This is a genomic window from Streptomyces sp. NBC_00203, assembly GCF_045206325.1.
Classification (GTDB): domain Bacteria; phylum Actinomycetota; class Actinomycetes; order Streptomycetales; family Streptomycetaceae; genus Streptomyces; species Streptomyces lutosisoli.
In genome coordinates this window covers 9933966-9956844 of record NZ_CP108126.1, presented here as the reverse complement: position 1 = coordinate 9956844, position 22879 = coordinate 9933966, and the positions used below count along the sequence as shown (strand labels likewise).

Genomic DNA, 22879 nt, shown 5'->3' with positions numbered 1-22879 from the left:
GAGTCCGGGACCAACGCGGGGCCGAGCGCTTGGACGCGGCCCCGCGCGTCCTGCTGCCCTGGCACACGCACGGTTCCCGCGAGCGGCTGTGACGCCCGCCTCACCCGCCGACCCCAGCGAAACGTTGCCGTTTCGATGGGGCTGGTCTAGGGTCTATGTGTACGAAACGGTTTCGTTTAAGTCTCCGTTGCCCCTGAGCGACTTCCCTGGAGTGGTTCTCCCATGCCTCAGACCCTGACCAAGGGCGCCCGCACCGGTGCCGTTGACGCACCACCCGCGGAGGCGTCGAAGCGGCGCTGGTGGATCCTCGCGATCATCGGTATCGCGCAGCTGATGGTGGTCCTCGACGCCACCATCGTGAACATCGCCCTGCCGTCCGCCCAGGCGGACCTCGGTTTCTCCGACGGCAACCGGCAGTGGATCGTCACCGCCTACTCCCTGGCCTTCGCCTCCCTGCTGCTGCTCGGCGGCCGCATCGCCGACCTCTTCGGACGCAAGACCGCCTTCCTCGTGGGTATCGCCGGATTCGCCGCGGCCTCCATGCTGGGCGGCGTGTCCACCAGCTTCGGGATGCTGGTCACCGCCCGCGCCCTGCAAGGTGTCTTCGGCGCTCTGCTCGCACCCGCCGCGCTCTCGCTGCTGAACACGACGTTCACCGATGCCAAGGAACGCGCCAAGGCGTTCAGCGTGTACGGCGCGATCGCCGGCGCCGGTGGCGCGGTGGGCCTGCTGCTCGGCGGTGTGCTGACGGACGCGCTCGACTGGCGCTGGACGCTGTTCGTCAACGTCGTCTTCGCGATCGTCGCCTTCGCCGGCGGCTGGATGCTGCTGACCAATCACCGTGACGCGGCGAACTCCAAGCTGGACCTGCCGGGCACACTGCTGGTCTCCACCGGTCTCTTCTCCCTGGTCTACGGCTTCTCCAACGCCGAGACCCACGACTGGAGTTCGCCCGCCACCTGGGGCTTCCTGACCGCGGGCGGAATCCTGCTGGCCGCGTTCGCCTGGTGGCAGACCCGTGCCAAGCACCCGCTGCTGCCGATGCGCGTCCTGCTCGACCGCAACCGCGCCGCCTCGTTCATCACCGTCCTGATCACCGGCGCGGGCATGTTCGGTGTCTTCCTCTTCCTCACCTACTACCTCCAGCTCAACCTCGGCTTCAGCCCCACCAAGACGGGTGTGGCGTTCCTGCCGATGATGGCCGCCCTCATGGTCATGGCGCAGATCTCCACCACGATCCTGGTGCCGCGCATCGGACCGAAGGCCGTCATCCCGGCGGGCTTCGCGATCGCCGCGGTCGGTATGGCGTGGCTGACCGGCATCGGTGTCGGCTCGTCGTTCTCCACGGCGGTACTGCCGCAGCTGCTCCTGGTCGGCGCGGGCCTCGGCATGGTGATGCCGCCCGCGATGTCGCTGGCCACCAGCGGGATCGCCCCCGAGGACGCCGGTGTCGCCTCCGCGACCGTCAACACCATGCAGCAGGTGGGCGGTTCGATCGGTACGGCGCTGCTGAACACCCTCGCCGCGAGCGCCGCCACGAGCTACCTCTCCGGCAAGGACGCGACCGACAAGCTGGTCCAGGCCCAGTCCACGATCGAGAGCTACACCACCGCCTTCTGGTGGTCGTCGGGCTCCTTCGTCGCGGGCGCGCTGATCGCCTTCCTGCTCTACCGCCGCGGGAAGCTGGAGCAGGCCTCCGACGCTTCCGCCGCACCGGTCGTCCACATGTGATCGGCTCCTGATCCGATCACCCCCAGGCCGAGGGGCCGCCGTCTGCAGGGAGACGGCGGCCCCTCATCCGTCTCCGGCGCGTTTCCAGTAGCGGGCTGTCGCGGCGGCCAGACGGGCCTGCTGGACCAGCTCGTCCTGCGGCTGTGCGGGCCGGTACACGACGAGTGCCCGGTGCTCCTTCTCCAGCGTCAACTCAGCGGGCACGGGGGCGACTTCACCGTCGTACGCGAGTCTGTCCGTACCGGCGAGTCCCTCCAGCCGCACCCATGGGACGTGTGCGGCGCCGTAGACCCGGGAGCGGTGCAGCGCCCCGACGAGCGCGGAGGCGATGACGCGGGTGCGGGCGAGGCGGTGGTCTCCGTCCACCAGACGCACGTCGAGCAGTCCCTCGTCCAGACGCGGCCTGAACGCGGGGGCGAAGCCCTCGGGGACGTACCGGCCATTGCCCGCGAAGAGCAGCCACAGGCGGCGGGGGCGGCCGTTGACGCTCAGCTCGACGGGGGTCGCGGTGCGCAGCACCCGGACGAGGGCGACGGCCGCGGCCGGCCACTTGCCCCACCGCTCTTCCAAGTGCTCACGGACCTCGACGAGTTCGGGGTACAGGCCGATGCTGAAGGTGTTGAGGAACCGCACCTCCGGCCCGGCCCCCGATCGCGCCACGCCGATGTCCACGGCCACCGCCTCGCCCTTGGCGACGGCGACGGCGGTGTCCTCGAAGTCCGGTACGCCCACGTCCTGCGCGAAGTGGTTGAGGGTGCCGCCGGGGAACACCGCCAGCGCGAGACCTCGTTCGGCCGCCGCGCGGGCCGCGGCGTTGACGCTGCCGTCGCCTCCGCACACGCCCAGCGCGCCGCCCGTCGCCGCGGCCCGGTCGACCGCCTTGGCGAGCAGCGCGGTGAAGTCGTCGTCAGGACCGCGCTCGATCAGCTCGGCCCCGGGCAGCAGTTCACGCAGCCGCTCGGCGGGCGGCAGCGGCGCGGCGGGTGCGCCGCTGCCGGCCCGGCTGTTGACGAAGACGACCAGTCCCTCGCCGCGGGGCAGCGCGGGCGCGTCGGCCGCGGGTCGTTCCCGTTCCGGGACGGCCGCGCGCGGCGGCCACCAGCGGCAGGTGAGCGCGGCGGCCCCGGCGCCGATCGCCACTCCGGCCAGCACATCTCCGGGGTAGTGCACGCCCACGTAGACGCGCGAGAAGGCGACCGCGGCGGCGAGGGGCGCGACCAGGGCGCCGTAGCGCGTGGACTCCAGGGCGACTCCGGTGGCGAAGGCCGCGGCCGACGCGGAGTGCCCGGAGGGGAAGGACGTGGTGTGCGGCTGGCGGCTCAGGTGCCGGATCGTCGGTACGAGGTCCAGCAGTGGGCGGGGGCGGCGGGTGCTCCACTTCACGACCGTGTTCACGGTCAGCGAGGCCAGCGCCAGCGAGCCCACCCCCCGCAGGGCCGCCCGTCGGGCGGTGTGTCCGCCGATCACCGCGAGCCCGGCCGCCGCTCCCAGCCACAGACGTCCGTGGTCGGCACTGTGGCTGAGCCGCCGCAGCGCCGGATCGGCCCCGGGCACCCGCGCCCCCGCCACCCGTGTGAACAGCCGCTGGTCCAGCTCGCCGAGTACACCCATGGTCCATCGTTGCGGTCTCGCGCCCGTCTCGGCATCCCGGACGGCTCGGACCGGTGACGTATCCGCTCCGGGCGGCGCACGTTTCCCAACCAGGCACCGCGTACGTTTACGTCGCGCCGCGCGGCGGCCATGGTGGGCGTATGCGCAGATCTGCGTCCGCGGTCGGCAGCTCGCTCTTCCTGGCCCTGGCCCCCGGCACGGTGGCCGTCCTTCTCCCCTGGTGGCTGACCGGCTGGCGGGCCGGTCACTGGTGGCCCCCCGTCCGTGTGCTGGGCCTGGTGCCGCTGGCCGCGGGCGCGGTGGTGCTGCTGTCCGCCTTCACGCGGTTCGTCGCCGAGGGCCTCGGCACTCCGGCGCCGGTCGCGCCCACGGAACACCTGGTCGTGGGCGGGCTCTACCGGCATGTCCGCAATCCGATGTACGTGGCGGTCGTCGCGGTGATCGCCGGGCAGAGCCTGCTGCTCGCGCGGCCGGTGCTCCTGGTGTACGGGGTGGTCGCCGGGCTCGTGATGGCGGCGTTCGCGCGCTGGTACGAGGAGCCGGAACTGACCGGCAGATTCGGCACCGAGTACGAGCGCTACCGCGCGGCGGTGCCGGGCTGGTGGCCCCGACTCCGCCCCTGGCGCGGCCCCGGGTGACGCGGCAGCAGCGCAATGAAGGCCACCGGGACCGCACCACCCTCAACAACGGTGCATGCAGGGCGTGCCGCCCCGTTACCGGGGGTACATGCAGCGGCATGCGAGTAAGCGTGGTGGATGTGGGGTCGAACACGGTGCGTCTCGTGGTGGCGGACGCCGAGGGCGGGGTACCGCTGCCGGTGCACACCGCGAAGTGGCGGCTGCGGCTGTCCGAGCGGGTGGCGCACGGCGGTTCGATTCCCGAGGAGGCCGTGGAGCAGCTGGTCGAGGCGGTGCGCGCGGCGGGCACTACGGCCCAACGATGGGGTGCGGCGGGCCCGTTGTCCTTCGCGACCGCCGTGGTGCGCAACGCCCCGAACCGTCAGGAGGTGCTGAGGGCCGTACGCGCGGGGACCGGCGTGCGATTGTGCACCCTGCCGGGCGAGCTGGAGGCCGAGCTCACGTTCCTCGGGGCGCGCCGCTGGATGGGCTGGCGCTCGGGGCCGCTCGCGCTCCTCGACATCGGCGGCGGCTCGCTGGAGGTGGCCTTCGGGCGGGGCCGGCTGCCGGACTTCGTGGCCTCGCTCCCGCTCGGCGCGGGCCGGCTGACCCGCGAGTACTTCGAGGGCCAGGATCCGCCGTCGGCGGACAGCATCAAGGAGCTGCGCCGCAACGTGCGCCATCAGCTGCGGGACGTGGCCGCACGGATCCGCTGGGAGGGACCGCGCACCGCCGTGGCAACCTCGCGGACCTTCCAGCAGCTGGCCCGGCTGTGCGGGGCGCCGCCCGGACGCCATGGCCCTTTCACGGAACGGGAGTTGCAGCGGGCGGACTTACGCGACTCACTCGACCGCCTCGCCCTGCTCACGGCCAAGGAACGTGCGCTGCTCCCGGGCATCTCCGCACCGCGGGCCGCCCAGAGCCTGGCCGGTGCAGTGGTCGGACACACGGCGATGAAGCTGACGGGCCTCAAGAAGGTCTCCATCTGCCCCTGGGCGATCCGCGAGGGCATCCTGCTGCGGCACATGGAGGAGGGCGCCTCGTGGTGGGCGGACATCACCCGGCAGAGCGACGAGGCCGCGCCGTCGACCAGTGGGGCACATCTGCGCATAGCGACCCCGGTGCGCTGAGCGGGCGCCTCACCGGCACCCGTCCCGGCCCTGCCGGCCGCCGTCACAGCCGGCTGCCGCCGGCCGCTTACGGCGAGACGGACATGGCGACGGTGGACGCCTCGGGCCCGCTCGACCGCTTTCCACCGCTACCGGAATCGCCCTGAAACGCACGCTTCCCGGACCACCCCACCGGGCACACACACAAATGCCGAGGGCCGGCCGACAGCCCCACTCTGTCCGGCCGACCCTCGGTGCGAAATCGCGTGGCACCCCGCGACGGGGCCCGCACTCCCCAGCAACGGACCTCGAACGTCATTCACGAGGACCGCGCGATCCCGGTCCCTCAGAACGTGAAGACGGTCATCCCGTAGGAGTTCTTCACGCACTCGTTGGCGAAGGTGCGCTCGTACGAGACGCGCTTGCCCTGCCAGACGCCGTCGACCGTGACGACCACGGGGTCGAACTGCTTCGTACAGGCGACGTCGTCTCTGACCGCCAGGGCGTCGAAGTCACCGCCGGCTACCCGGAGTTCGGCGCAGGCCTGGCGGGCGGCGGGGTGGGTGCCGGAGGCGGTCGGGGCGCAGTTCAGAGTGACCGCCCGTTCCGGGGTGACGGTGGCCGCGCTGTTGCCGTGGCCCACGGTGAGCACCAGGGCCGAGGGGGCGTAGAGCCCGGACGGGCCGAAGGCGGGGGCCGCGAGGGCGGACCCGGCCATGGGTCCGCAGACGGCGGTGGCCGTCAGGGTGAGAGTCGCTGCCCAGCGCGCGGTGGTCGGCATTGTGTGCATCCTTCCGCTCGATTGAATGCCATACCGGCTCGGTTGAGTGCCGGTTCGGCGAGCGCGAGTCTGCCGAGTCCTCACCGGAAACACACATCGACCCCATGCGTTTCGGTAACTTTGAGTGTTGAAACAGTGGCGTGAAGTTACAGAATTCGAACGTGTAAGCCCCGGAACTGAGCGGTTGTTGATCGTCGAGAGTCTCCTCCTGGCCAGATTTCCATGGCTCAGCAATAGGCCTGAAACATTCCGCTTCAGCCCATGGCTGACCCCCTTGCTTTCATCGAGCAACGGAGTAATCGTCATTACATGATTACAACGGAGCAACGCGAGAAGCTGCGCGGCTGGTTCGCCGGCCGCTTGCCCGACGATCTCTTCGAGAGCCTCGCGGAGGTGACGGTCGACCGCGAGGAGATCACCGTCATCGGCCGCATCCCCGAGCCCCGGCTCGCCGAAGGCGCCTCGGACGCCGAGAAGGAGGCGGCCGTCCAGTCACGTATCCAGGAATTCCGCGAGCGCACCCGCGAGGACCGGGTCGCGGTGGCGCGCGAGGCGGAGCACCGGTTCCGCAAGAAGGTCTCCTGGGGTGTGGAGTGCGGCGGCGAGCGCGCCCTGTTCACGCACATCGCCGCACCCGTCATGACCCGGCTGCGCCAGCCCGAACGCCAGGTCCTCGACACCCTCATCGCCGCCGGTGTCGCCCGCAGCCGCAGCGACGCCCTCGCCTGGTGCGTACGCCTCGTGCAGCGCCACACCGACGACTGGCTCACCGAGCTGCGCGACTCGCTGGAGCACGTGCAGCGGGTCCGGGCGCAGGGACCGGACGCGGCACCGCAGGACACCGCACCGCAGGACGCCTCGGCCGACGAGGAGTGAGGGACCGCGCCACACTGGCAGCAGTAGCTGCCGATGAGACGAGGTGGTCGCGGATGAAGTTCGGAGTGTCGACGTTTCTCACCGACGAGGGCATCGGCCCCGCGGCACTGGGGCCGGCCCTGGAGGAGCGCGGGTTCGACGCACTGCTGCTGGCCGAGCACACGCACATTCCGGTGAACCGGGAGACGCCGTACCCGGCCGGTGGCGATCTGCCGCGCATGTACTACCGCACGCTGGACCCGTTCGTGGCGCTCGCCGCGGTCGCCTCCGTGACCGGCGATCTGCTGCTGGGCACCGGGATCGCGTTGGTGGTCGAGCGTGATCCGATCATCACCGCGAAGGAAGTGGCCACCCTCGATCTGGTCTCCGGCGGCCGCGCGGTGTTCGGTGTCGGCGCCGGCTGGAACCGGGAGGAGATGCGCAACCACGGGACGAATCCGGCCGGACGCGGGCGGCTGATGGACGAACGGATCCGGGCGATCATCGAGCTGTGGACCAAGGACGAGGCCGAGTTCCACGGCGACCTCGTCGACTTCGACCCGGTCCACAGCTGGCCCAAGCCCGTCCAGCGGCCGCATCCGCCCCTCTGGATCGGGGGCAACAGCGAGCGCACCTTCGCCCGCGTCGCCGAGTACGGCTCGGCGTGGATGCCCAGCGGCGTACCGCCCAAGGAGCTGGGCGCACGGATCGACCGCATGCGGGAGACGGCCGGCGACCGGCCGGCCGTGGTGGTCTACGCGGCCCGGCACGACCGGGAGTCCCTCGACATCTACGCGGAACTCGGCGTCGAACGCGCCCTGCTCTATCTGCCGACCCGGCCCGAGGACCAGACCCTGCACACGCTGGACGACCTGGCCGAGGCCGCGTCCGCCTACCGGTGACGACGCCCGGCTGCCGGGGATTCGGAGCTCACCGTGCCGGACATGGACGAGGACGAGGCGCGCCGCCGGTTCATGACGGCCCGTGTCGCACACCTGGCGACGGTGGACGCCGCCGGACGCCCCCACGTGGTGCCGGTCGTGTTCGCCGCGCACGGCGGTGAGATCGTCACCGCCGTCGACCGCAAGCCCAAGAGATCACAGCGGCTGAAGCGGCTGCGCAACATCGCCGCCCACCCCGCGGTCAGCCTGCTCGTGGACGTGTACGACGACGAGGACTGGGACCGGCTGTGGTGGGTACGGGCGGACGGCGACGCCCGCGTCCTGCCGCCCGGCACCCAGGACGCGTACGCCGCGGCGATCGCCCTGCTGCGGGAGAAGTACGCGCAGTACCGGCAGCAGCCACCGGACGGCCCGGTGATCGCGATCACCGTCCACCGCTGGCACGGCTGGCGCGCCGCACGGGACCCCGGCCCGACCGGCTGAACCCAGGGCAGCGGGCTGAACACCGGAGCACCGTCGACGATGGACGAATACTCCACCTCCGGCGTGAAAGATGGATGATTTACCTTCTGGCGCCGACCGCATGCCGGGCCTTAGCGTCGGCAGACCCCACAAGGACGGCATCCGCTCACGCCGCACACCCCAGCGGCGGCCACCGGCCATCCCTCCTTCTCTCCGCGTCACAACGCGCTCCACCGCCCGTCCGGGTACAGGCACTTCGCTGGAGCACTCTTGTCCGACAACTCCCCGACCACCCCTCCCCCGTCGCTCACCGAGGTCGAGACCTACGGTGTCGAGCGCATCCCCGACGCGGACCGCACCGCGTCGCCGCTCGACCTGTTCCGGGTCGCGTTCGGCGGTGCGAACACCTTCTCCACCTGCGTCCTCGGCGCCTTCCCCATCCTCTTCGGCCTCTCCTTCTGGCAGGGGCTCGCGGCAACGCTCCTCGGAGTCGTCGTCGGCGCGCTGATCCTGTGCCCGATGGCGGTGTTCGGCCCGGTCAACGGCACGAACAACGCGGTCGCCTCCTCCGCGCACCTGGGTGTGCACGGCCGGGTGGTCGGCTCGTTCCTCTCCCTTCTGACGGCCGTCGCGTTCTTCTCGATCTCGGTGTGGAGCTCCGGCGACGCCCTGGTCGGCGGCGCGCACCGGCTGTTCGGCCTGGAGCGCAGCACGCTGTCGTACGTCGTCGCGTACGCGCTGTTCGGCGGTCTGGTCCTCGCGGTGTGCGTGTACGGGTTCCGGTTCATGCTGTTCGTCAACAAGATCGCGGTGACCTCGGCGACCGTGCTGTTCCTGCTCGGTGCGATCGCCTTCGCCGGTGACTTCGACCCGTCGTACGCCGGTGTCTTCACGGCCTCGGCCGACTCGGCGACGCAGGCACTGTTCTGGCCCTCCTTCATCGGTTCGGCGCTGATCGTGCTGTCGAACCCGGTGTCCTTCGGCGCCTTCCTCGGCGACTGGTCGCGCTACATCCCGGCCAACGCTCCGCGCCGCAAGGTCGTGGGCGCCGCGTTCCTCTCCCAGATAGCGACCCTCCTGCCGTTCGTCTTCGGTCTCGCGACCGCGAGCATCATCGCGACGAAGGCGCCGAAGTACGTCGACCCGGCGGCCCCCGACTTCGTGGGCGGGCTGCTGGCCATCTCACCGAGCTGGTTCTTCCTGCCGGTGTGTCTGCTCGCGCTGATCGGCGGCATGTCGACGGGTACGACGTCGCTGTACGGCACGGGGCTCGACTTCTCGTCGGTGTTCCCCCGCCTCTCCCGGGTCCAGGCGACGTTCCTGGTCGGCGTGCTGTCGATCGCGTTCATCTTCGTCGGCCGCTTCGGCTTCGACCTGGTGCAGTCGATCTCGACGTTCGCCACGATGATCATCACCTGCACCACGCCGTGGATGGTCGTGATGATCCTCGGCTTCTACACCCGGCGCGGCTGGTACGACCCGGACGCGCTCCAGGTCTTCAACCGCCGTCAGCGCGGCGGCCGTTACTGGTTCTCGCACGGCTGGAACTGGCGTGGCATGACGGCATGGTGGGTGGGCGCCGTGATCGGCGTTCTCTTCACCAACATCCCGGGCCAGTTCGTCGGTCCGCTGGGCGACCTGGCGAACGGCATCGACATCAGCCTGCCGCTGTCGCTGGCCGTCGCCGCCGTACTGTTCCTGTCCCTGCTGCGGCTGTTCCCCGAACCCCGGGCCGTGTACGGACCGGAGGGAGCCCGACTGGTCCGTACGGTCGACTCCCCGGTGCCGCCGATCACCGGCCCCGGCGCGGGATCGGACAAGGAGCCCGACGACACCCCGCCGGTGCTCGCCGTCGAAGGCAGCTGATGGAGTCCTGGCTCGACCTGTCCGTGCCCGTGGTCACCGGGATGCCCGTCTATCCCGGTGACCCTCGGGTGGAGGTGTCCAGGGCGCTGCGGGTCGCCGAGCACGGCGTCAACGTCCTGCGGCTGCACATGGGGTCGCAGTCCGGGACGCATGTCGACGCGCCGTACCACGTGGACGAGGCGTGGCCCACGCTGGACGACCTGCCGCTGGAGCGTTTCGCGGGACCCGCGGTCGTCGCCGACGTCCGCGGGCTCCCGGCGCGGGCGCCGATCAGTCCTGACCTGCTCGCGCCCGCGCTGGGCCGGCTGCGGCTCCAGCCCGGTGCGATCCTTCTGCTCGCCACGGGCTGGTCGGCGTACTGGGGGACGGACCACTACCTCGCGCATCCCTGGCTCACTCCGGAGGCCGCCCAGGCGGTCGTCGACGCGGGCGTCCGCACCGTGGCCGTCGACGCGCTGAGCGTGGACCCCACGGGCGGGGACGGCCTGCCCGCGCACCGTGTCCTGTGCGGCACGGGAGGCGTGATCGCCGAGAACCTCACCCACCTCGACCAAGTGGCCGACGCACACGCCGCCGGCCACTCGATCGAGGTCTTCCTCTTCCCGCTCCGCCTCCCCGGCGCGGACGGCGCCCCTGTCCGCGCCACCGCCCGCGTGACACCACCCAGCCAGACTTCCTAGCCGATTCCGCCCCCGCCGCCCCTACCCGTCCCATCCTTCTGGGGCTCCGCCCCAGACCCCGTTCGGTCGAGTGTCGACTGCGGACCGGTGGGGGCCGTTCGCGCAGTTCCCCGCGCCCCTAAGGCGCGGGGCTGCGCCCCGCGATCCCCCACCCACCCGCTGCCGTCTTTTAAGGGGCGCGGGGAACTGCGCAATCTTTTAGGGGGGTCTGGGGGCGCAGCCCCCAGGGATGGGACGGGTAGGGGCGGCGGGGGCGAGGAACCCTCTGCTACGGCCCGATCGTGCGGGCGATGTCCAAAGTGAGCCGCTGCCAGGGATCTCGGGGGTCACGGGACGTCAGTTCGTGGATGCGCCGCAGGCGGTAGCGCAGCGACTGGGCATGGAGATGCAACGCACGGGCGGCGGCATTCGCCGACCCCGTGTCGATGTACGCGGTGAGCGCCTCCAGCAGGTGCCGCTGCCCCGCATCGACGAGCGGCCCGAGCACCAGACGCGCGATGTGGTCCGGCGCGGCGACCGGATGCCCGGCGAGCAGCGCGAGGACATGGGCGTCCGCGTCCGTGAGAACACGCCCGGACCGGTGGGCGTGGCCGGGCGCCGTGTCGAGGGCATCGGCCGCGAGGCGGTGCGCGACGGCGACCCGGTCCAGGCTCTCGCCGGTGATCGCGCAGCCTCGCCAGGACCGCCCGCCCAGCACCGCTCCGACCTTCGCGCAGACACCGGCCGGCAGCAGCAGAACGGCACGTGAGCCGCGTACCGTCGCCAGCGAAGTGACCTCGTCGCCCGGTACGGCCAGCGCGTCGAGCAGTCCCGTCGCCGCGTCGTGCGCCATGTCGGGACGGTCCCCGTCGGCCGGCTCCGCCACCAACAGGCAATACGGATCCGGGAGTTGGATACCCAGGCGGGCCGACCGGTCGGTCAGGGCGCCCACGGAGGCGTGCCGCCCGGCGATCAGGTCGTCGAGCAGCAGCCGCAGTGCCCTGTCGTGGTCCTCGGCGAGATCCTCGTCGGTGGCGGCGTACGCCGTGGCCATCTCCTCGGAGAGCGTGTCGAGGGTGGTCAGCAGCATCCGGGCGAGCGCGAAGGCGTCCGCGGCGGTGAGCCGGGGCGCGCGGGCCGCGATCTCGTCGGTGAGGACGGTCCCCGCCACGCGGTAGGCGCGCAGTACGGCCTGTACGGGCCGCCCGTCCGCCGCGCGGGCCGCCGCGATGCCCCGGAACCGCCTGAGATCGGCCGGCCCCAGCGTGCCGTCGGTCGCCCAGAGGTGGAGCAGCCGCTCCAGCCCCCACGCCGCGATGGCCCGTACCTCCGGCAGTCGGCTGTCGTCGAGCGCCGCGTACACCGGAACCTGTTCGTGCACGGCCGCGACGATCGCCTCCACGACACGCGGGTCGGCGACCATCTCCTGCCGGATGCGCTCTCTGATGTCTGCGGGGTTCCCTGCCGCGACCTCCACGGTCTTGTTACTCACAAGGTGATAATCCCAGCCGCACGATGTGCGCACCACAGTGGACGGACCTTGTCACAGTCGCCAGGATCGACGTCGTACAGCGCGGTCTCAGGGACGAGAGGCGGGACGTACGGATGGCGAAGCATTGGGCCGACTTCCAGTACGAGATCTATCTGAACGGAATGACGGGCGCCGTACCGCGGCTGCCCACCGATCTGACCCGGCTGGAGGAGCTCACCGAGCAGCGGCTCGGCCCCGGTCCGGTCGGCTATGTGGCGGGCAGCGCGGGCAACGGCAGCACCGCGCGGGCCAACCGGGAGGCCCTCGACCGGCGGCGGATCGTGCCACGCATGCTGCGCGATGTGCAGGAACGCGATCTGTCCGTCGAGGTGTTGGGGCGTCCGCTGCCCGCACCGGTGGCTCTCGCGCCCGTGGGCGTGCTGTCGATCATGCACCCGGAAGCGGAGTCCGCCGCCGCGCGGGCCGCCGCGGCGCAGGGTGTGCCGTACATCCTGTCGTCGGCGTCCAGCACTCCCATGGAGCAGGTCGCGGAGGCGATGGGCGACGCGGAGCGCTGGTTCCAGCTGTACTGGGCGAAGGACCGCGAGGTCACCCGGTCCTTCCTGGACCGGGCGAAGGCGGCGGGGTACACGGCGCTGCTCGTCACCCTCGACACTCCCCTGCTGGCATGGCGCCCGCGCGACCTGGACCAGGCGTATCTGCCGTTCCTGCACGGTGTGGGCACCGCCAACTACTTCTCGGACCCGGCGTTCCAGGCGGGCCTGGCCAAGCCGGTGCACGAGGATCCGAACGCGGCGGTGATGCACTTCGTGGGGATGTTCGCGGATCCCGGCAAGACCTGGCCGGACCTGGCCTTCCTGCGGGAGAACTGGGACGGGCCGATCGTCCTCAAGGGCGTCCTGCACCCGGACGACGCCCGCCGTGCCGCCGATGCCGGGATGGACGGCGTGGTCGTCTCCAACCACGGCGGGCGGCAGGTGGCGGGATCGGTGGCGGCCGCCGACGCGCTGCCCCGCGTGGTCGAGGCGGCCGGTGACCGGCTGACCGTCCTCTTCGACAGCGGGATCCGCACCGGCGACGACATCTTCAAGGCACTCGCGCTCGGCGCCGAGGCGGTGCTCGTCGGACGCCCGTACGCCTATGGGCTCGGCCTCGACGGACAGGCGGGCGTCGAGCACGTCATCCGCTGTCTGCTCGCCGAGTTCGACCTGACGCTGGCCCTGTCCGGGCACGCCCGCCCCGCCACCCTCGGCCCCGACGACCTGATCGAGGAAACCGCATGACCGTCACGAAGAACGTTCTGGCCGTCGTCTCGCCGCATGTCGGGGGCCGTACGGCAGGCGCGGCGCTCGCCACCGTGTTCCCCGGCGAGGCCCACGTCACCGTCGTGGAGGCGACCGACGAGAACCCCGACGCGCTGCGCGCGGCGCATGTCATCATCACGGGACTCGGCCCGGTGACCGCCGAACACATCGCCGCGGCACCGGAGTTGGAACTCATCCAGTGTGCCAGCCATGGCTTCGACTACGTCGACCTGGACGCGGCGCGCGCCAAGGGTGTGCCCGTGTGCAACATCGGCTCCAGCGGCGCCGAGAAGCAGAACGTGGCCGAGCAGACCTTCGCCCTCATGCTGGCTCTCGCCAAGCAACTGGTCCCCGCGCACACGGCGTTGGTCGACGCCGACTGGGCGCTGCCGCGGCTCCAGCAGTCCATCACCGAACTGTCCGGCAAGACCCTCGGCATCGTCGGGCTCGGACACATCGGCGAGGAGGTCGCCCGGCGCGCGGTCGCGTTCGACATGAGCATCGTGTACGCCGGTCCGCAGCCCGTCGGCGCGGAGACCGAGGCCCGGCTCGGCGGCGCCCGCCATGTCGAACTCGACGAACTCCTGCGTACCTCGGACTACATCACGCTGCACGCGCCACTGACCGACGCGACCCGGCATCTGCTGAACGCCGAACGGCTGGCACTCCTCAAGCCGACCGCGTTCGTGATCAACACCGCGCGGGGCTCCCTGATCGACCAGGACGCCCTCGCGGACGCGCTGGAGGCGGGCACCCTGGCCGGAGCGGGCATCGACGTCTTCGACCCCGAACCGCCCACTCCGGCCCTGCGGTTGCTCAAGGCCCCGAACGTGGTGCTGTCACCGCATGTCGCGGGCGTCACGCGCGAGACGCTCGTCCGGATCGCGCTGGCGGCGGTCCAGAACGCCGTCGAGTTCATGGCCGGCAAGCCGCCGCGGGATGTCGTCTCGTAGCGTCACAGTCCAACCCCCGTGATGACGTCGGGAAGTTGGAGGGGCAGCGGCAGCGCGGGTGTCGCGCTCGCGCTGCCGCTGTCGTCGCCATCGCTGACGGCCACGGCGCGCGGTTCCTGATAGGTCTCCGACGGAGTGGCCTCGGGCTCGACCGGCACACCTGTCGACTGTTCGTTCGGCGGTTCGCTCGGCACCTCGGGCGTGCCGTCGGCCGACGGCGGGGCGCTCGTGGGCCGCGTCGAGCAGCTGGTCGTGCCCGCGATCGACAGCGACTCGGGGCCGGCCGACGACGCGTCGGTCCGCCACCGCTGGACGTCGGAGCCGTCGCGCACCTTGACGACGATGTCGGCATCGGGATCGGTGGAGGCGGGCGCGACGGCGAGTCCGTCGTTCCAGCGGGGCAGCAACTCGCCCCGCACGGTGAGGTCGTAGCGCTCGTCCTCGCCGCCCGCCGCGCTCTTGGCGGCACAGAGGTCCAGGAACACGACACCGTTGTCAGCGTGCGAGTCGAGGCACAGCTCGGGGTTGGCGACGCTGCGCAGCAGACCGTCTTCCTCGTACGACCACTGCTGGGTCCAGGCGGACGAGCACACCGCCAGCTTGGTCGAGGCGCCGGCCTTCGCCTTGCCGCCCCGGATGTCGAGGCACAGGTCGGCGGCGAGGTTGCGCAGCCGGGTCTGCTCGGTGGTCGTCGGGAGCCCGGCCGAGTCGGGCGGCGAGGACACGGCGGGCGGGGCCTGGGAGCCGGGTGTGGGCGACAGGGTGCGGCTGCTGCTCGCGCCTGTGGAGGCCGTGGGGTCGGCGCCGCCGTCGTCGTTCGACCACAGGCTGGTGGCGAGCACGGTGACGAGGAGGACGGCCGAGACGCCCGCCCCCGTGAGCAGGGCCTTCGGGGGCCGTTCTGCCGGCTGGGCCGAACGGCGGTCCTGGGTGGGAATCCGGGACAGCAGGCGATGGCGGCCACCGCTTCCCGGACGTCCACCGCTGCCGGGAGATCCGTCGTCTCCCTGCCGCCTGCCGCCGAAGGGGGATCCGACCCGGGGGCGCACCGCTTGCCCCGCGCGCCCCGGGCGCGAGTCGAGATACCGCCGTGCGCCCCAGCCGAGTACCGCTTCGGCGAGCAGTACGCCCAACCCGCCCTCGAAATGGCTGAGTTGCTCGGCCGCGTAGCGGCAGTAGGGGCACTCCATCAGATGCTGTTGGACATCGGGCAGCAAGGCGCCGCCGCGGCGAATCGGCACGTCCAGCAACCGGTTGTAGAAGCCGCATTCCTTGGTCGGCGCGAGTTCCCGGTGGGCGCGTACACAGCCCTCCCGGAATTGTTCGCGGGCCTGCTCCAGAGCGGCCGACGCGCTGTCGGTATCCATGCCCGACAGACCAGCCGGTACGGATATGGGCTCGGCCTCGACCTCGGTGTGCCACAGCAGACACCGGGCGAGTCCCGGGAGGGCATGGAAAGAGCGCTCGGCGAGCTTCCGATTTTCGGCCGTCATGGACTTGGCCACGCGCATGCCGCGACCGCCCGCGGGTTTCCTCAAGTCCGGCAGAACATCGGATATCCGATCGTCCGCGGACCAGTCCTTGACGGTGTCCCGCACGGTCACGAGGAGGTGCGGCCGGAGCGCGAGACCGGAGTCGCCTTGCATGAGGCCGTCGAGCATCTGGTGGAAGGAGGTCGCGGTGACCATGGAGGCGACGTTCGCCGAAGATGCGAGGCAGATGACCGCGTAGTCGTACGTCGACTGCCAGTGCCGGGCCATCAGCAGGGCGACGGGATGGGCGGCATCGCTCTCCGGTCTGCCTCTCAGCCCGGCGGCGAGACTCTCGTCGGATTCACCGGGAACGCCACCGGGCGGATAAGGGGGACGAGGGGGGTGGGGGGTGTGCACTAGAGCGGGTTCCTTCCAAGGTGCAAGGTGGCACACAGAAGTTCTTGTCCGCCGAAAAGGAGCCCTGATTGGTGCGTACCTTTTTGACGGAACGTCGGGAAAACGGCCGGGGCGCGAAGGCCGTACGGCGACCGTCGGCCAGCCTTATGAGCTCGTCGACAGACCGGAATAGTGAACGGCGATTCAGACCCGGCCATTGACCCAGCGCAGGACGTTCACCCTCGCACAACACGCTCATGACCAACAAGGCACTTGAGCAACATCAGCCCTATTGAAAGAAAGTCAGAACCAGGGGCAACTCACATGACTCGCACCAGCTTTCGATATTCCATGCGCCCCGTGTGAACCGCGCGCACGCGCCGGCGGCCCGCGCACGCTCCCGGCGCGCAGAACTCCGTAGTCCACTGGAACCGGCCCTTCTCGGGGGCCCCGCGCAGGACGGCGGCTCTCCCGCGCGAAACCGGCCGCCGGCCCCGATCCTCCCGCCCTCGGTCGGCGGCCCCGAGGGCGGGTCTGTTGCGGGGCCCGCGGTCAGGTGGCTGTGGGCCCTTCGGTGCTGAGCAGGACGACGGTCGAGCCGGGTTCGAGGGCGAGCCCCTGCGCGACGGCCGCCCGGATCCCCGCCAGCGATGCCGCACCGCTTGGGCCGGAGGAGACACCGAGGGCGGCGAGGTCGTGGACCGCGCGAGCGCTGTCGGCGTCGGTGACGGCGACGGCGGCGTCCAGGCCGTCGCGGAGGAAGGGCCAGGCGAGACTGGACGGGGTACCGCAATTGAGCCCCGCCATGATGGTGTCGCCGGTGGTCACGCTCATCGACCGGCCGTGGGTGAGACTCGCCAGAACGCAGGACGCCGCTTCGGGTTCCACGGACAGCAGACAGGGGCCGGGTATACGGCGGCTGCGGTAGTGCGTGACGGCCGCCTGCGCGAGGGATCCCACACCGGCGGGGACGGCCACGAGATCGGGCAACTCGACTCCCTTGGCGGCGAGTTGGGAGCCTATCTCGGCGAACAGGGTGGAGTAGCCCTCGACGATCCAGCCCGGGATCTCCTCGTAGCCGGGCCAGGCGGTGTCCTGCACCAGAACGGCGCCGGGCGCGTCCGCGACCGCGGCGGCCCGGCGCACCGCTTCGTCGAAGGGGCCCTCGACCCGCGTCACCCGTGCCCCTTCGGCGACGATGGCGTCCACGGCGCCCGGCCCCACCCCCTGCGGCACGAGGACATGGGCACGGTGCTTGAGGAGACGTGCCGTACGGGCCACGGCCCGGCCGTGGTTGCCGTCGGTGGCGGTGACGAGAGTGAGCGGACCGTCGGCCGCGGCGAGGATCCGGTGGATCGCCCAGGACGCTCCGAGCACCTTGAAGGCAGGCAGTCCGAGCCGCGCCGACTCGTCCTTGACGAAGACGCGAGCGACTCCCAACTCAACGGCGAGGGCGGGCAGTTCGGTGAGCGGAGTGGGGGCGTGGCCGGGCAGAGTGGCGTGGAAGGCGCGCACCTCGTCGGGAGCGGGCTCACAGGTCCAGTCCCGCGCGGCGGGCCTCATGATCAGCGGCATACGGCCATAGTGCCGCCCGTCGGCCGCGGATCCCGTGCGCCGGCCTGAGATTCAGGTGCACGGATTCCCGTGCGCCGACCTGAGATTCCGGCCTACGGATGCCCGAGCGCCGCCACCGCGCCCCGGCCCCGCCACCCCCGGATACCCGTCCGCCGGGCTCAGATCTGCCAGGACCGCAGTCGGTCGGCCGCTCCGTAGACATCCGTCTTGCCGGAGATCAGATCGCGGGCGAGGTCGACCAGGGCTCCGTACGGCGGGTCGATGCCGACGCCGCTGACGAACATGTACGCGACCGCCGCCGAGCAGGCGAAGCGGGCGTTGGCAGCCGGTAAGGGCTTCAGCAGGGCCAGGGTGTGCAGCAGCGCGGCGGCGCGCCAGGCCGGGTCGGAGTCGACGCCGAGGCGGGGCGGGTCGACGCGGTGGCGGGCCACGGCGGCGACCAGTGCCGAGAAGTCGTTGACCGTGGGCTGGTCGGGCAGTACTTCTTCGTGGCGCTGGAGCAGCCAGGGCACGTCGATATGGATGACGGGAGCCATCGGTCAGGCGACCCGCCCCTCGCCCTTCGCGGATGGTTCGTCCTCGGGGAAGGCGGCGGCGAATTCGTCCGCGTGCGCGGCGAAGAACCGGCGGAACACCTCCGCGCCTTCCTGCAGCGCCCGGTGCCGCACGATGTCCGCCGCGGCGGCCTCCCGCACCAGGGCTTTCATCGACGTACCGCGCTCCTTGGCTATCTGCCGCAGATCCTCTAGCTCGCGGTCGCTGAACTCCACGTTGAGAGCTGGCATGCCCTCACGGTACCGCGCGGGTACTTACTCGTAAATACCCGCAGGTCAGCACCTGTTCACTGCGGTACCTGGCCGGTTCAACGGCCATCAGGCGACCTTCCGTCCGGTCAAGGCCAGCAGACGCTCCAGCGGTGTGGCGTCGACGGCGGGCTCGACCTCCGGCCCGAAGGATCCGTTCGCCCGGGCGCCGCCGGCGATCTGTCCGACGACGTCCGCCACGGTGGCGATCACGTCGTCGTCGGCCGTGAACGGCTGACCGGTGGCGGTGGCCAGGTCCCAGCCGTGCACGGTCAGTTCCATGATGGTGATCAACCCGGCGAGCTGCGCGGGGAAGGTGCGCGACGCGAAGGGCGTCTCACCCTCCCAGGCTCCCGGCTCGGCCCACGCGGCGGCGAGCCGCTCGACGAGCGGCGGGAAGGCCACCCAGGGCGCCTCGGTCAGGGCCATCGGGGCGTCGGCGGGGAGCGGCTCCTTCGCGGCGGCGTACGCGCCCATCACGAGTGCGCCGAGCAGGTGCTCGCTGAGCCGATGGACGTCGAAGTCGGGGCAGGGCGTGGGGAGTTCACGCTTGCCGGTGAGGGCGGGCTGCTGGGCGTACGCCTGGAGGTTGCGGGCGGCGCGGGCAAGCTGGTCGGCGAGCTCTGCGGGGGTGGTGTTCATGATGTGCTCCGAATCGAGAGGGGCCGCTCGTCCGGGAGGGGATACGGCCCGGCGGGGAGGGAAGGTGCTTCAGCAGGTACTGACTCGGCTCAGTCGAAAAAGGGAGCGGGCTTGCCCGTCTCGGCGTACGACTTGAGGGCGGTGAATTTGGTCGCCCAGCCGTAGGTGAAGTTGCGGTAGGCGTCGTCCTGGGCCGGGAACCCGGCGTGCGTGAAACGCAGCAGGACCCCGCCCTCGGGAACGTCGAGGATCTCGTACGTCTGCGTGGTGCCGGCCCACGGCCCGTTCTCGCCCGCGAGGACCAGGCGCCGGTCGCCGGACTCGGTGATCCGCAGCCGCCAGGGGTCCGGTACGCCGGGGAAGCTCAGCGCGTGCTCCGCGCCGACACCCGCCCCTATCTCGGCGTCCGCCGTGAACCAGCCACGTACGCCGGTCTCGGTGGTAAGGGCTTCACGGACGGTGTCCGCCTCGGCCTCGATGGTCAGCTGCATCGCGATGTCGGCCATCGGATGTCCTCTCGGGATCGTTTGGATCTGTCGCGAGTGTCCGGTATTGCCCCGAACCTCGTTCTTTAGTCGACACTAAAATAAGAACGAGTGCGGCGCAAGTTAAAGCCATGACTAAAATAAGCAGCGTGGACCAGGTGAAGGCGATCAGCGAGCCGCGACGGCGGGCGATTCTCCAGCTCGTGTGGCATGAGGAGCTGTCCGCCGGAGAGATCGCCGAGCGCTTCGACGTCACCTTCGGCGCGGTCTCCCAGCATCTGAAGGTGCTCCGCGAGGCGGGCCTGGTCGTCGTCCGAAAGGACGGCACCAAGCGGTACTACCGCGCGGACCGTGCTGGGATGGGACCGCTGGCCGCCTACCTGGAGTCCATGTGGGGCGACTCCCTGGACGCCCTGGCCGCGCTCGCCGAACAGGCCGAGCGGGAGGAGGAGCAGAAGTGACCATCACCCCCGACGGCTCCGTCGTCGTACAGCGGCACATCAAGGCCCGCCCGGAGACCGTGTTCTCCTTCTTCACCGACAGCGAGCGCTGGCTGTCCTGGCAGGGCATCGAGGGCGTGCTCGACCCGACGCCCGGCGGCGCGTACCGGATGCGGGTCGTCGGTGACGCCACCGCCGCCGGGCACTTCGAGGAGGTCGAGCCGTACACCCGGATCGTCCTCACCTGGGGCTGGGAGAACGAGGGCGACCCGGTGCCGCCCGGCAGCAGCCGTATCGAGGTGACCTTCTCCCCCGAGCCGGACGGCACCCTGCTCACGCTCACCCACTCCGGTCTGCCCGAGCCGGCCCGCGAGCCGCACCAGGAGGGCTGGGAGCACTACCTCGACCGGCTCGCCGTCCGGGCGCCCGGCGGCGACCCCGGCCCGGACCACTGGATGCAGCAGGGCCCCGCCTGAGCTCCCGCCGCCCGGTCAGCTCCCCCACAGCCCGCGCCTGCGGTAACCCGCCTCCCAGAACAGGCGGTTGAGGACACGGACGGGCGGCGGCAGCGCGCCGAGGAACGCGGCACGGTCGGCGGGCGGGATGCCGTCGACGATCCACGGCACGAAGACGGCAGCTCCGCGCAGGCCCTGCGTCTGGCGGATACGTCCCGTGAAGGCGCCCCAGTCCGCGGGCGTCAGCACCTCCTGGATGAGCGGCAGGGCGCTCGCCTCCTCGTGTGCGAGGTGGTCGTCGAGGGTCGAGGCCAACGCGTGGACCAGCTCGGGGAGTTCGACCGACCGGTCCTTCAGGGCCGCGTCGACGGCGGTGAGCTGCGGGTCGAGGAGGCCGTGCTCCGCCTCCATCTCCGCGAGGAGGGCGATGTCCTGGGGACGGCCCTGGACCTCGCGCCGCACCCGGGGCCACAGGTCGCTGTCCTCGGCGGTGTGGTGGATGTGCAGCTGGTGCGTGAAGTTGTCCCAGCCGGCGCGGACTGGGGGGGTGAAGGCGGTGCCGTCCGCGGCGGCCTTTCCGAGGCGTTCCAGGTCGCGCCGGAACGCGTCGTGGGCGGCGTACATGACGGTGAGGTCGATGCTCATGAGGTGGCTTCCTCCAGTGCGGGCTCGGACACGGGCAGGGCGTGCGGGTTGGCGGACGGGCCGCGGTGACGGCGTACGGCGAGACAGGTGAGCGCGCCGGTCAGCAGGACCGCGGCGGAGACCAGGACGGCGGGGCCCATCGCGTCCACGAAGCCGTGTCCGAAGACCTGGCCGCCGAGCTCCCGCATCCGGTCGGCGACATCGTGCGGCACTCCGGACGGGGCACCGGCCGTCTGCCGGGCGTTCACGTCCGACTCCGCCTTGGAGAAGGCGGCGACGAAGCCGTCGCGGTACGCGGCGGGGAGCTGCCCGGCGCGCTGCCGCGCCTGGTCGGTCAGTGAGTTGGCGAGCTGAGCCTGGAGCACGGCTCCGACGACGGCGCCCGCGAGGACCGCACCGACCTGCCGCAGCGCGTTGTTGACACCCGAGGCCGCACCGGACAGCCGCGCGGGTACGTGGCGCATGACCTCGGTGGCCATCGGCGCGAAGGTGCAGCCCGCGCCCAGACCCGCGAGGAAGAGCGGGAAGGCGACCGCCGTCCAGCTCGAACCGACGTCGGCCGCGGCCACGATCCACACCAGCGCGGCCGCCCAGGCGAGCAGCCCGGTCATCAGGATGAACTTGCCGCCGATCCGGTCCGCGAGGACGCCCGCGGGTCCCGCCATCACGAACGAGCCGAGCGCCAGGGGCAGCAGCACCAGCCCGGACTTGAGCGCGCTGAAGCCCAGGACGGACTGGAGGTAGATCGTCAGCGGCAGGAACATCCCGATGACGCCGAAGGACACGGTGATGCCCACGAAGTTGATGAGGGTGAAGTTGCGGTCCTTGAAGAGCGAGAACGGGACGAGCGGGTCCTTCGTCTGCTGGCCGCGCTCGTGTGCCAGGAAGCCGGCGAAGAACACGGCCGCCGCGCCGAACAGCGCCAGGATCCAGCCGTTCCAGTCGTAGCGCTGCCCTTCCGTCAGACCGAATGCCAGGCAGAACAAGGCAGTTGAGGCAAGCGTTACGCCGAAGGTGTCGAAGCGGTGGCGGACCGTGCGCCGCGAACCCGGGATGATCGCCACGGCGAGGCCCAGGACCAGCACTCCGAGCGGCAGATTGACGTAGAAGATCCACCGCCAGTCGAGATGGGTGATCAGCGCGCCCCCGATGATCGGGCCGAGGGCTCCGGAGATCCCCGCGACCGCGCCCCACACGCCCATCGCGACGCCCCGCCGGTCGGCCGGGAACACCTCCGCGATGATCGACAGGGTCTGCGGCATGAGCAGCGCCGCGCCCAGGCCCTGGACCGCGCGGAAGGCGATCAGCTGGGCCGGGTCCCGCGCGAGGCCGCAGGCCAGGCTGGCGAGCGTGAAGAGGGCGACGCCCGCGATGAACAGGTTGCGTTTGCCGCGCAGGTCACCGAGGCGGCCCGCGGTGATCAGCAGGACGGCGAGGGCGAGGGTGTAGGCGTTGACGACCCACAGGATCTCGTCGAGGGAGGCGTCCAGGTCCTGGCCCATGTCGGGGATCGCGATGTTCACGATCGTCAGGTCGAGGAGCGTCATGAAGAACCCCAGGGAGAGCGTGATGAGGATCGCCCATGGGTTGCCGTGCCATTTCTTGAACACGATGTGTGTCTCCT

23 protein-coding genes are annotated in these 22879 nt (G+C 71.2%); 12 read left to right on the top strand and 11 right to left on the bottom strand.

What is annotated here, in order from left to right:
* Positions 1–222 precede the first annotated feature (222 nt).
* Positions 223–1731: an MFS transporter gene (locus OG975_RS44130; RefSeq protein WP_406335334.1), complete on the top strand. Its 1509-nt coding sequence runs from the start codon at positions 223–225 to the stop codon at positions 1729–1731.
* A 63-nt stretch (positions 1732–1794) separates the two neighbouring features.
* Here the strand turns inward: OG975_RS44130 and OG975_RS44125 are convergent, their stop codons facing one another.
* Positions 1795–3342: a bifunctional phosphatase PAP2/diacylglycerol kinase family protein gene (locus OG975_RS44125; RefSeq protein ID WP_406335333.1), complete on the bottom strand. Its 1548-nt coding sequence runs from the start codon at positions 3340–3342 to the stop codon at positions 1795–1797.
* Between the two features lie 140 nt (positions 3343–3482).
* Here OG975_RS44125 and OG975_RS44120 point away from each other — a divergent pair, with 140 nt between their 5' ends.
* Entirely contained in the window at positions 3483–3980 is a 498-nt protein-coding gene (locus OG975_RS44120; RefSeq protein WP_406335332.1) for a methyltransferase family protein, read from the top strand.
* A gap of 98 nt (positions 3981–4078) precedes the next feature.
* Positions 4079–5089: a Ppx/GppA family phosphatase gene (locus OG975_RS44115; RefSeq protein WP_406335331.1), complete on the top strand. Its 1011-nt coding sequence runs from the start codon at positions 4079–4081 to the stop codon at positions 5087–5089.
* Positions 5090–5414: 325 nt separating this feature from the next.
* On the opposite strand, the gene OG975_RS44110 is transcribed toward OG975_RS44115, so the two are convergent.
* Positions 5415–5849: a protease inhibitor gene (locus tag OG975_RS44110; protein ID WP_406335330.1), complete on the bottom strand. Its 435-nt coding sequence runs from the start codon at positions 5847–5849 to the stop codon at positions 5415–5417.
* Between the two features lie 309 nt (positions 5850–6158).
* Between OG975_RS44110 and OG975_RS44105 the strand changes: the two genes are divergently transcribed.
* The 5 genes from OG975_RS44105 to OG975_RS44085 all read left to right on the top strand — a co-directional run bounded on the left by OG975_RS44105 (position 6159) and on the right by OG975_RS44085 (position 10614).
* The gene (locus tag OG975_RS44105) at positions 6159–6725 is read left to right on the top strand and encodes a hypothetical protein (protein ID WP_406335329.1); all 567 of its coding nucleotides are present in this window, start codon (positions 6159–6161) and stop codon (positions 6723–6725) included.
* Between the two features lie 53 nt (positions 6726–6778).
* Positions 6779–7606, top strand: coding sequence for an LLM class F420-dependent oxidoreductase (locus OG975_RS44100; RefSeq protein ID WP_406335327.1), 828 nt, complete (start codon positions 6779–6781; stop codon positions 7604–7606).
* 33 nt (positions 7607–7639) lie between these two features.
* Positions 7640–8089, top strand: coding sequence for a TIGR03668 family PPOX class F420-dependent oxidoreductase (locus tag OG975_RS44095; protein ID WP_406335326.1), 450 nt, complete (start codon positions 7640–7642; stop codon positions 8087–8089).
* Positions 8090–8338: 249 nt separating this feature from the next.
* Positions 8339–9934, top strand: coding sequence for a purine-cytosine permease family protein (locus OG975_RS44090; protein WP_406335325.1), 1596 nt, complete (start codon positions 8339–8341; stop codon positions 9932–9934).
* On the top strand, positions 9934–10614 hold the full coding sequence (locus tag OG975_RS44085; RefSeq protein ID WP_406335324.1) for a cyclase family protein: 681 nt from the start codon (positions 9934–9936) through the stop codon (positions 10612–10614). The genes OG975_RS44090 and OG975_RS44085 overlap by 1 nt, the downstream gene beginning before the upstream one ends.
* A 268-nt stretch (positions 10615–10882) precedes the next feature.
* Here OG975_RS44085 and OG975_RS44080 read toward each other — a convergent pair whose 3' ends face one another.
* The gene (locus tag OG975_RS44080; protein WP_406335322.1) at positions 10883–12085 is read right to left on the bottom strand and encodes a PucR family transcriptional regulator; all 1203 of its coding nucleotides are present in this window, start codon (positions 12083–12085) and stop codon (positions 10883–10885) included.
* A gap of 113 nt (positions 12086–12198) precedes the next feature.
* Here OG975_RS44080 and OG975_RS44075 point away from each other — a divergent pair, with 113 nt between their 5' ends.
* Both OG975_RS44075 and OG975_RS44070 read left to right on the top strand, forming a co-directional pair.
* Positions 12199–13368, top strand: a complete 1170-nt coding sequence (locus OG975_RS44075; protein ID WP_406335321.1) for a lactate 2-monooxygenase — start codon at positions 12199–12201, stop codon at positions 13366–13368.
* Positions 13365–14342, top strand: a complete 978-nt coding sequence (locus OG975_RS44070) for a 2-hydroxyacid dehydrogenase (protein WP_406335320.1) — start codon at positions 13365–13367, stop codon at positions 14340–14342. Before OG975_RS44075 ends, OG975_RS44070 begins: the two co-directional genes overlap by 4 nt.
* A 2-nt stretch (positions 14343–14344) precedes the next feature.
* On the opposite strand, the gene OG975_RS44065 is transcribed toward OG975_RS44070, so the two are convergent.
* From OG975_RS44065 to OG975_RS44040, 6 genes are all read right to left on the bottom strand, one after another.
* Positions 14345–16231 (bottom strand): RICIN domain-containing protein, encoded by a 1887-nt coding sequence (locus OG975_RS44065; protein ID WP_406335319.1) that lies wholly within the window; start codon positions 16229–16231, stop codon positions 14345–14347.
* 531 nt (positions 16232–16762) lie between these two features.
* Complete coding sequence (locus OG975_RS44060; RefSeq protein WP_406335318.1) at positions 16763–17785, bottom strand: pyridoxal-phosphate dependent enzyme; 1023 nt, start codon at positions 17783–17785, stop codon at positions 16763–16765.
* A gap of 158 nt (positions 17786–17943) precedes the next feature.
* Complete coding sequence (locus OG975_RS44055) at positions 17944–18321, bottom strand: toxin Doc (RefSeq protein WP_075028158.1); 378 nt, start codon at positions 18319–18321, stop codon at positions 17944–17946.
* Positions 18322–18324: 3 nt separating this feature from the next.
* Positions 18325–18570: a hypothetical protein gene (locus tag OG975_RS44050; RefSeq protein WP_330309393.1), complete on the bottom strand. Its 246-nt coding sequence runs from the start codon at positions 18568–18570 to the stop codon at positions 18325–18327.
* An 87-nt stretch (positions 18571–18657) separates the two neighbouring features.
* A complete protein-coding gene (locus OG975_RS44045; protein WP_406335316.1) occupies positions 18658–19230 on the bottom strand; it encodes a TIGR03086 family metal-binding protein in 573 nt (190 codons plus the stop codon).
* A gap of 89 nt (positions 19231–19319) precedes the next feature.
* Positions 19320–19736, bottom strand: a complete 417-nt coding sequence (locus OG975_RS44040) for an SRPBCC domain-containing protein (RefSeq protein ID WP_406335315.1) — start codon at positions 19734–19736, stop codon at positions 19320–19322.
* 128 nt (positions 19737–19864) lie between these two features.
* Between OG975_RS44040 and OG975_RS44035 the strand changes: the two genes are divergently transcribed.
* Positions 19865–20176: a helix-turn-helix transcriptional regulator gene (locus OG975_RS44035; RefSeq protein ID WP_099919073.1), complete on the top strand. Its 312-nt coding sequence runs from the start codon at positions 19865–19867 to the stop codon at positions 20174–20176.
* The gene (locus OG975_RS44030) at positions 20173–20631 is read left to right on the top strand and encodes an SRPBCC family protein (protein ID WP_406335313.1); all 459 of its coding nucleotides are present in this window, start codon (positions 20173–20175) and stop codon (positions 20629–20631) included. Before OG975_RS44035 ends, OG975_RS44030 begins: the two co-directional genes overlap by 4 nt.
* Before the next feature lie 15 nt (positions 20632–20646).
* Here OG975_RS44030 and OG975_RS44025 read toward each other — a convergent pair whose 3' ends face one another.
* Positions 20647–21255: a hemerythrin domain-containing protein gene (locus OG975_RS44025; protein WP_406335312.1), complete on the bottom strand. Its 609-nt coding sequence runs from the start codon at positions 21253–21255 to the stop codon at positions 20647–20649.
* Positions 21252–22865 (bottom strand): MFS transporter, encoded by a 1614-nt coding sequence (locus OG975_RS44020; protein WP_406335310.1) that lies wholly within the window; start codon positions 22863–22865, stop codon positions 21252–21254. Before OG975_RS44020 ends, OG975_RS44025 begins: the two co-directional genes overlap by 4 nt.
* Positions 22866–22879: the final 14 nt, after the last annotated feature.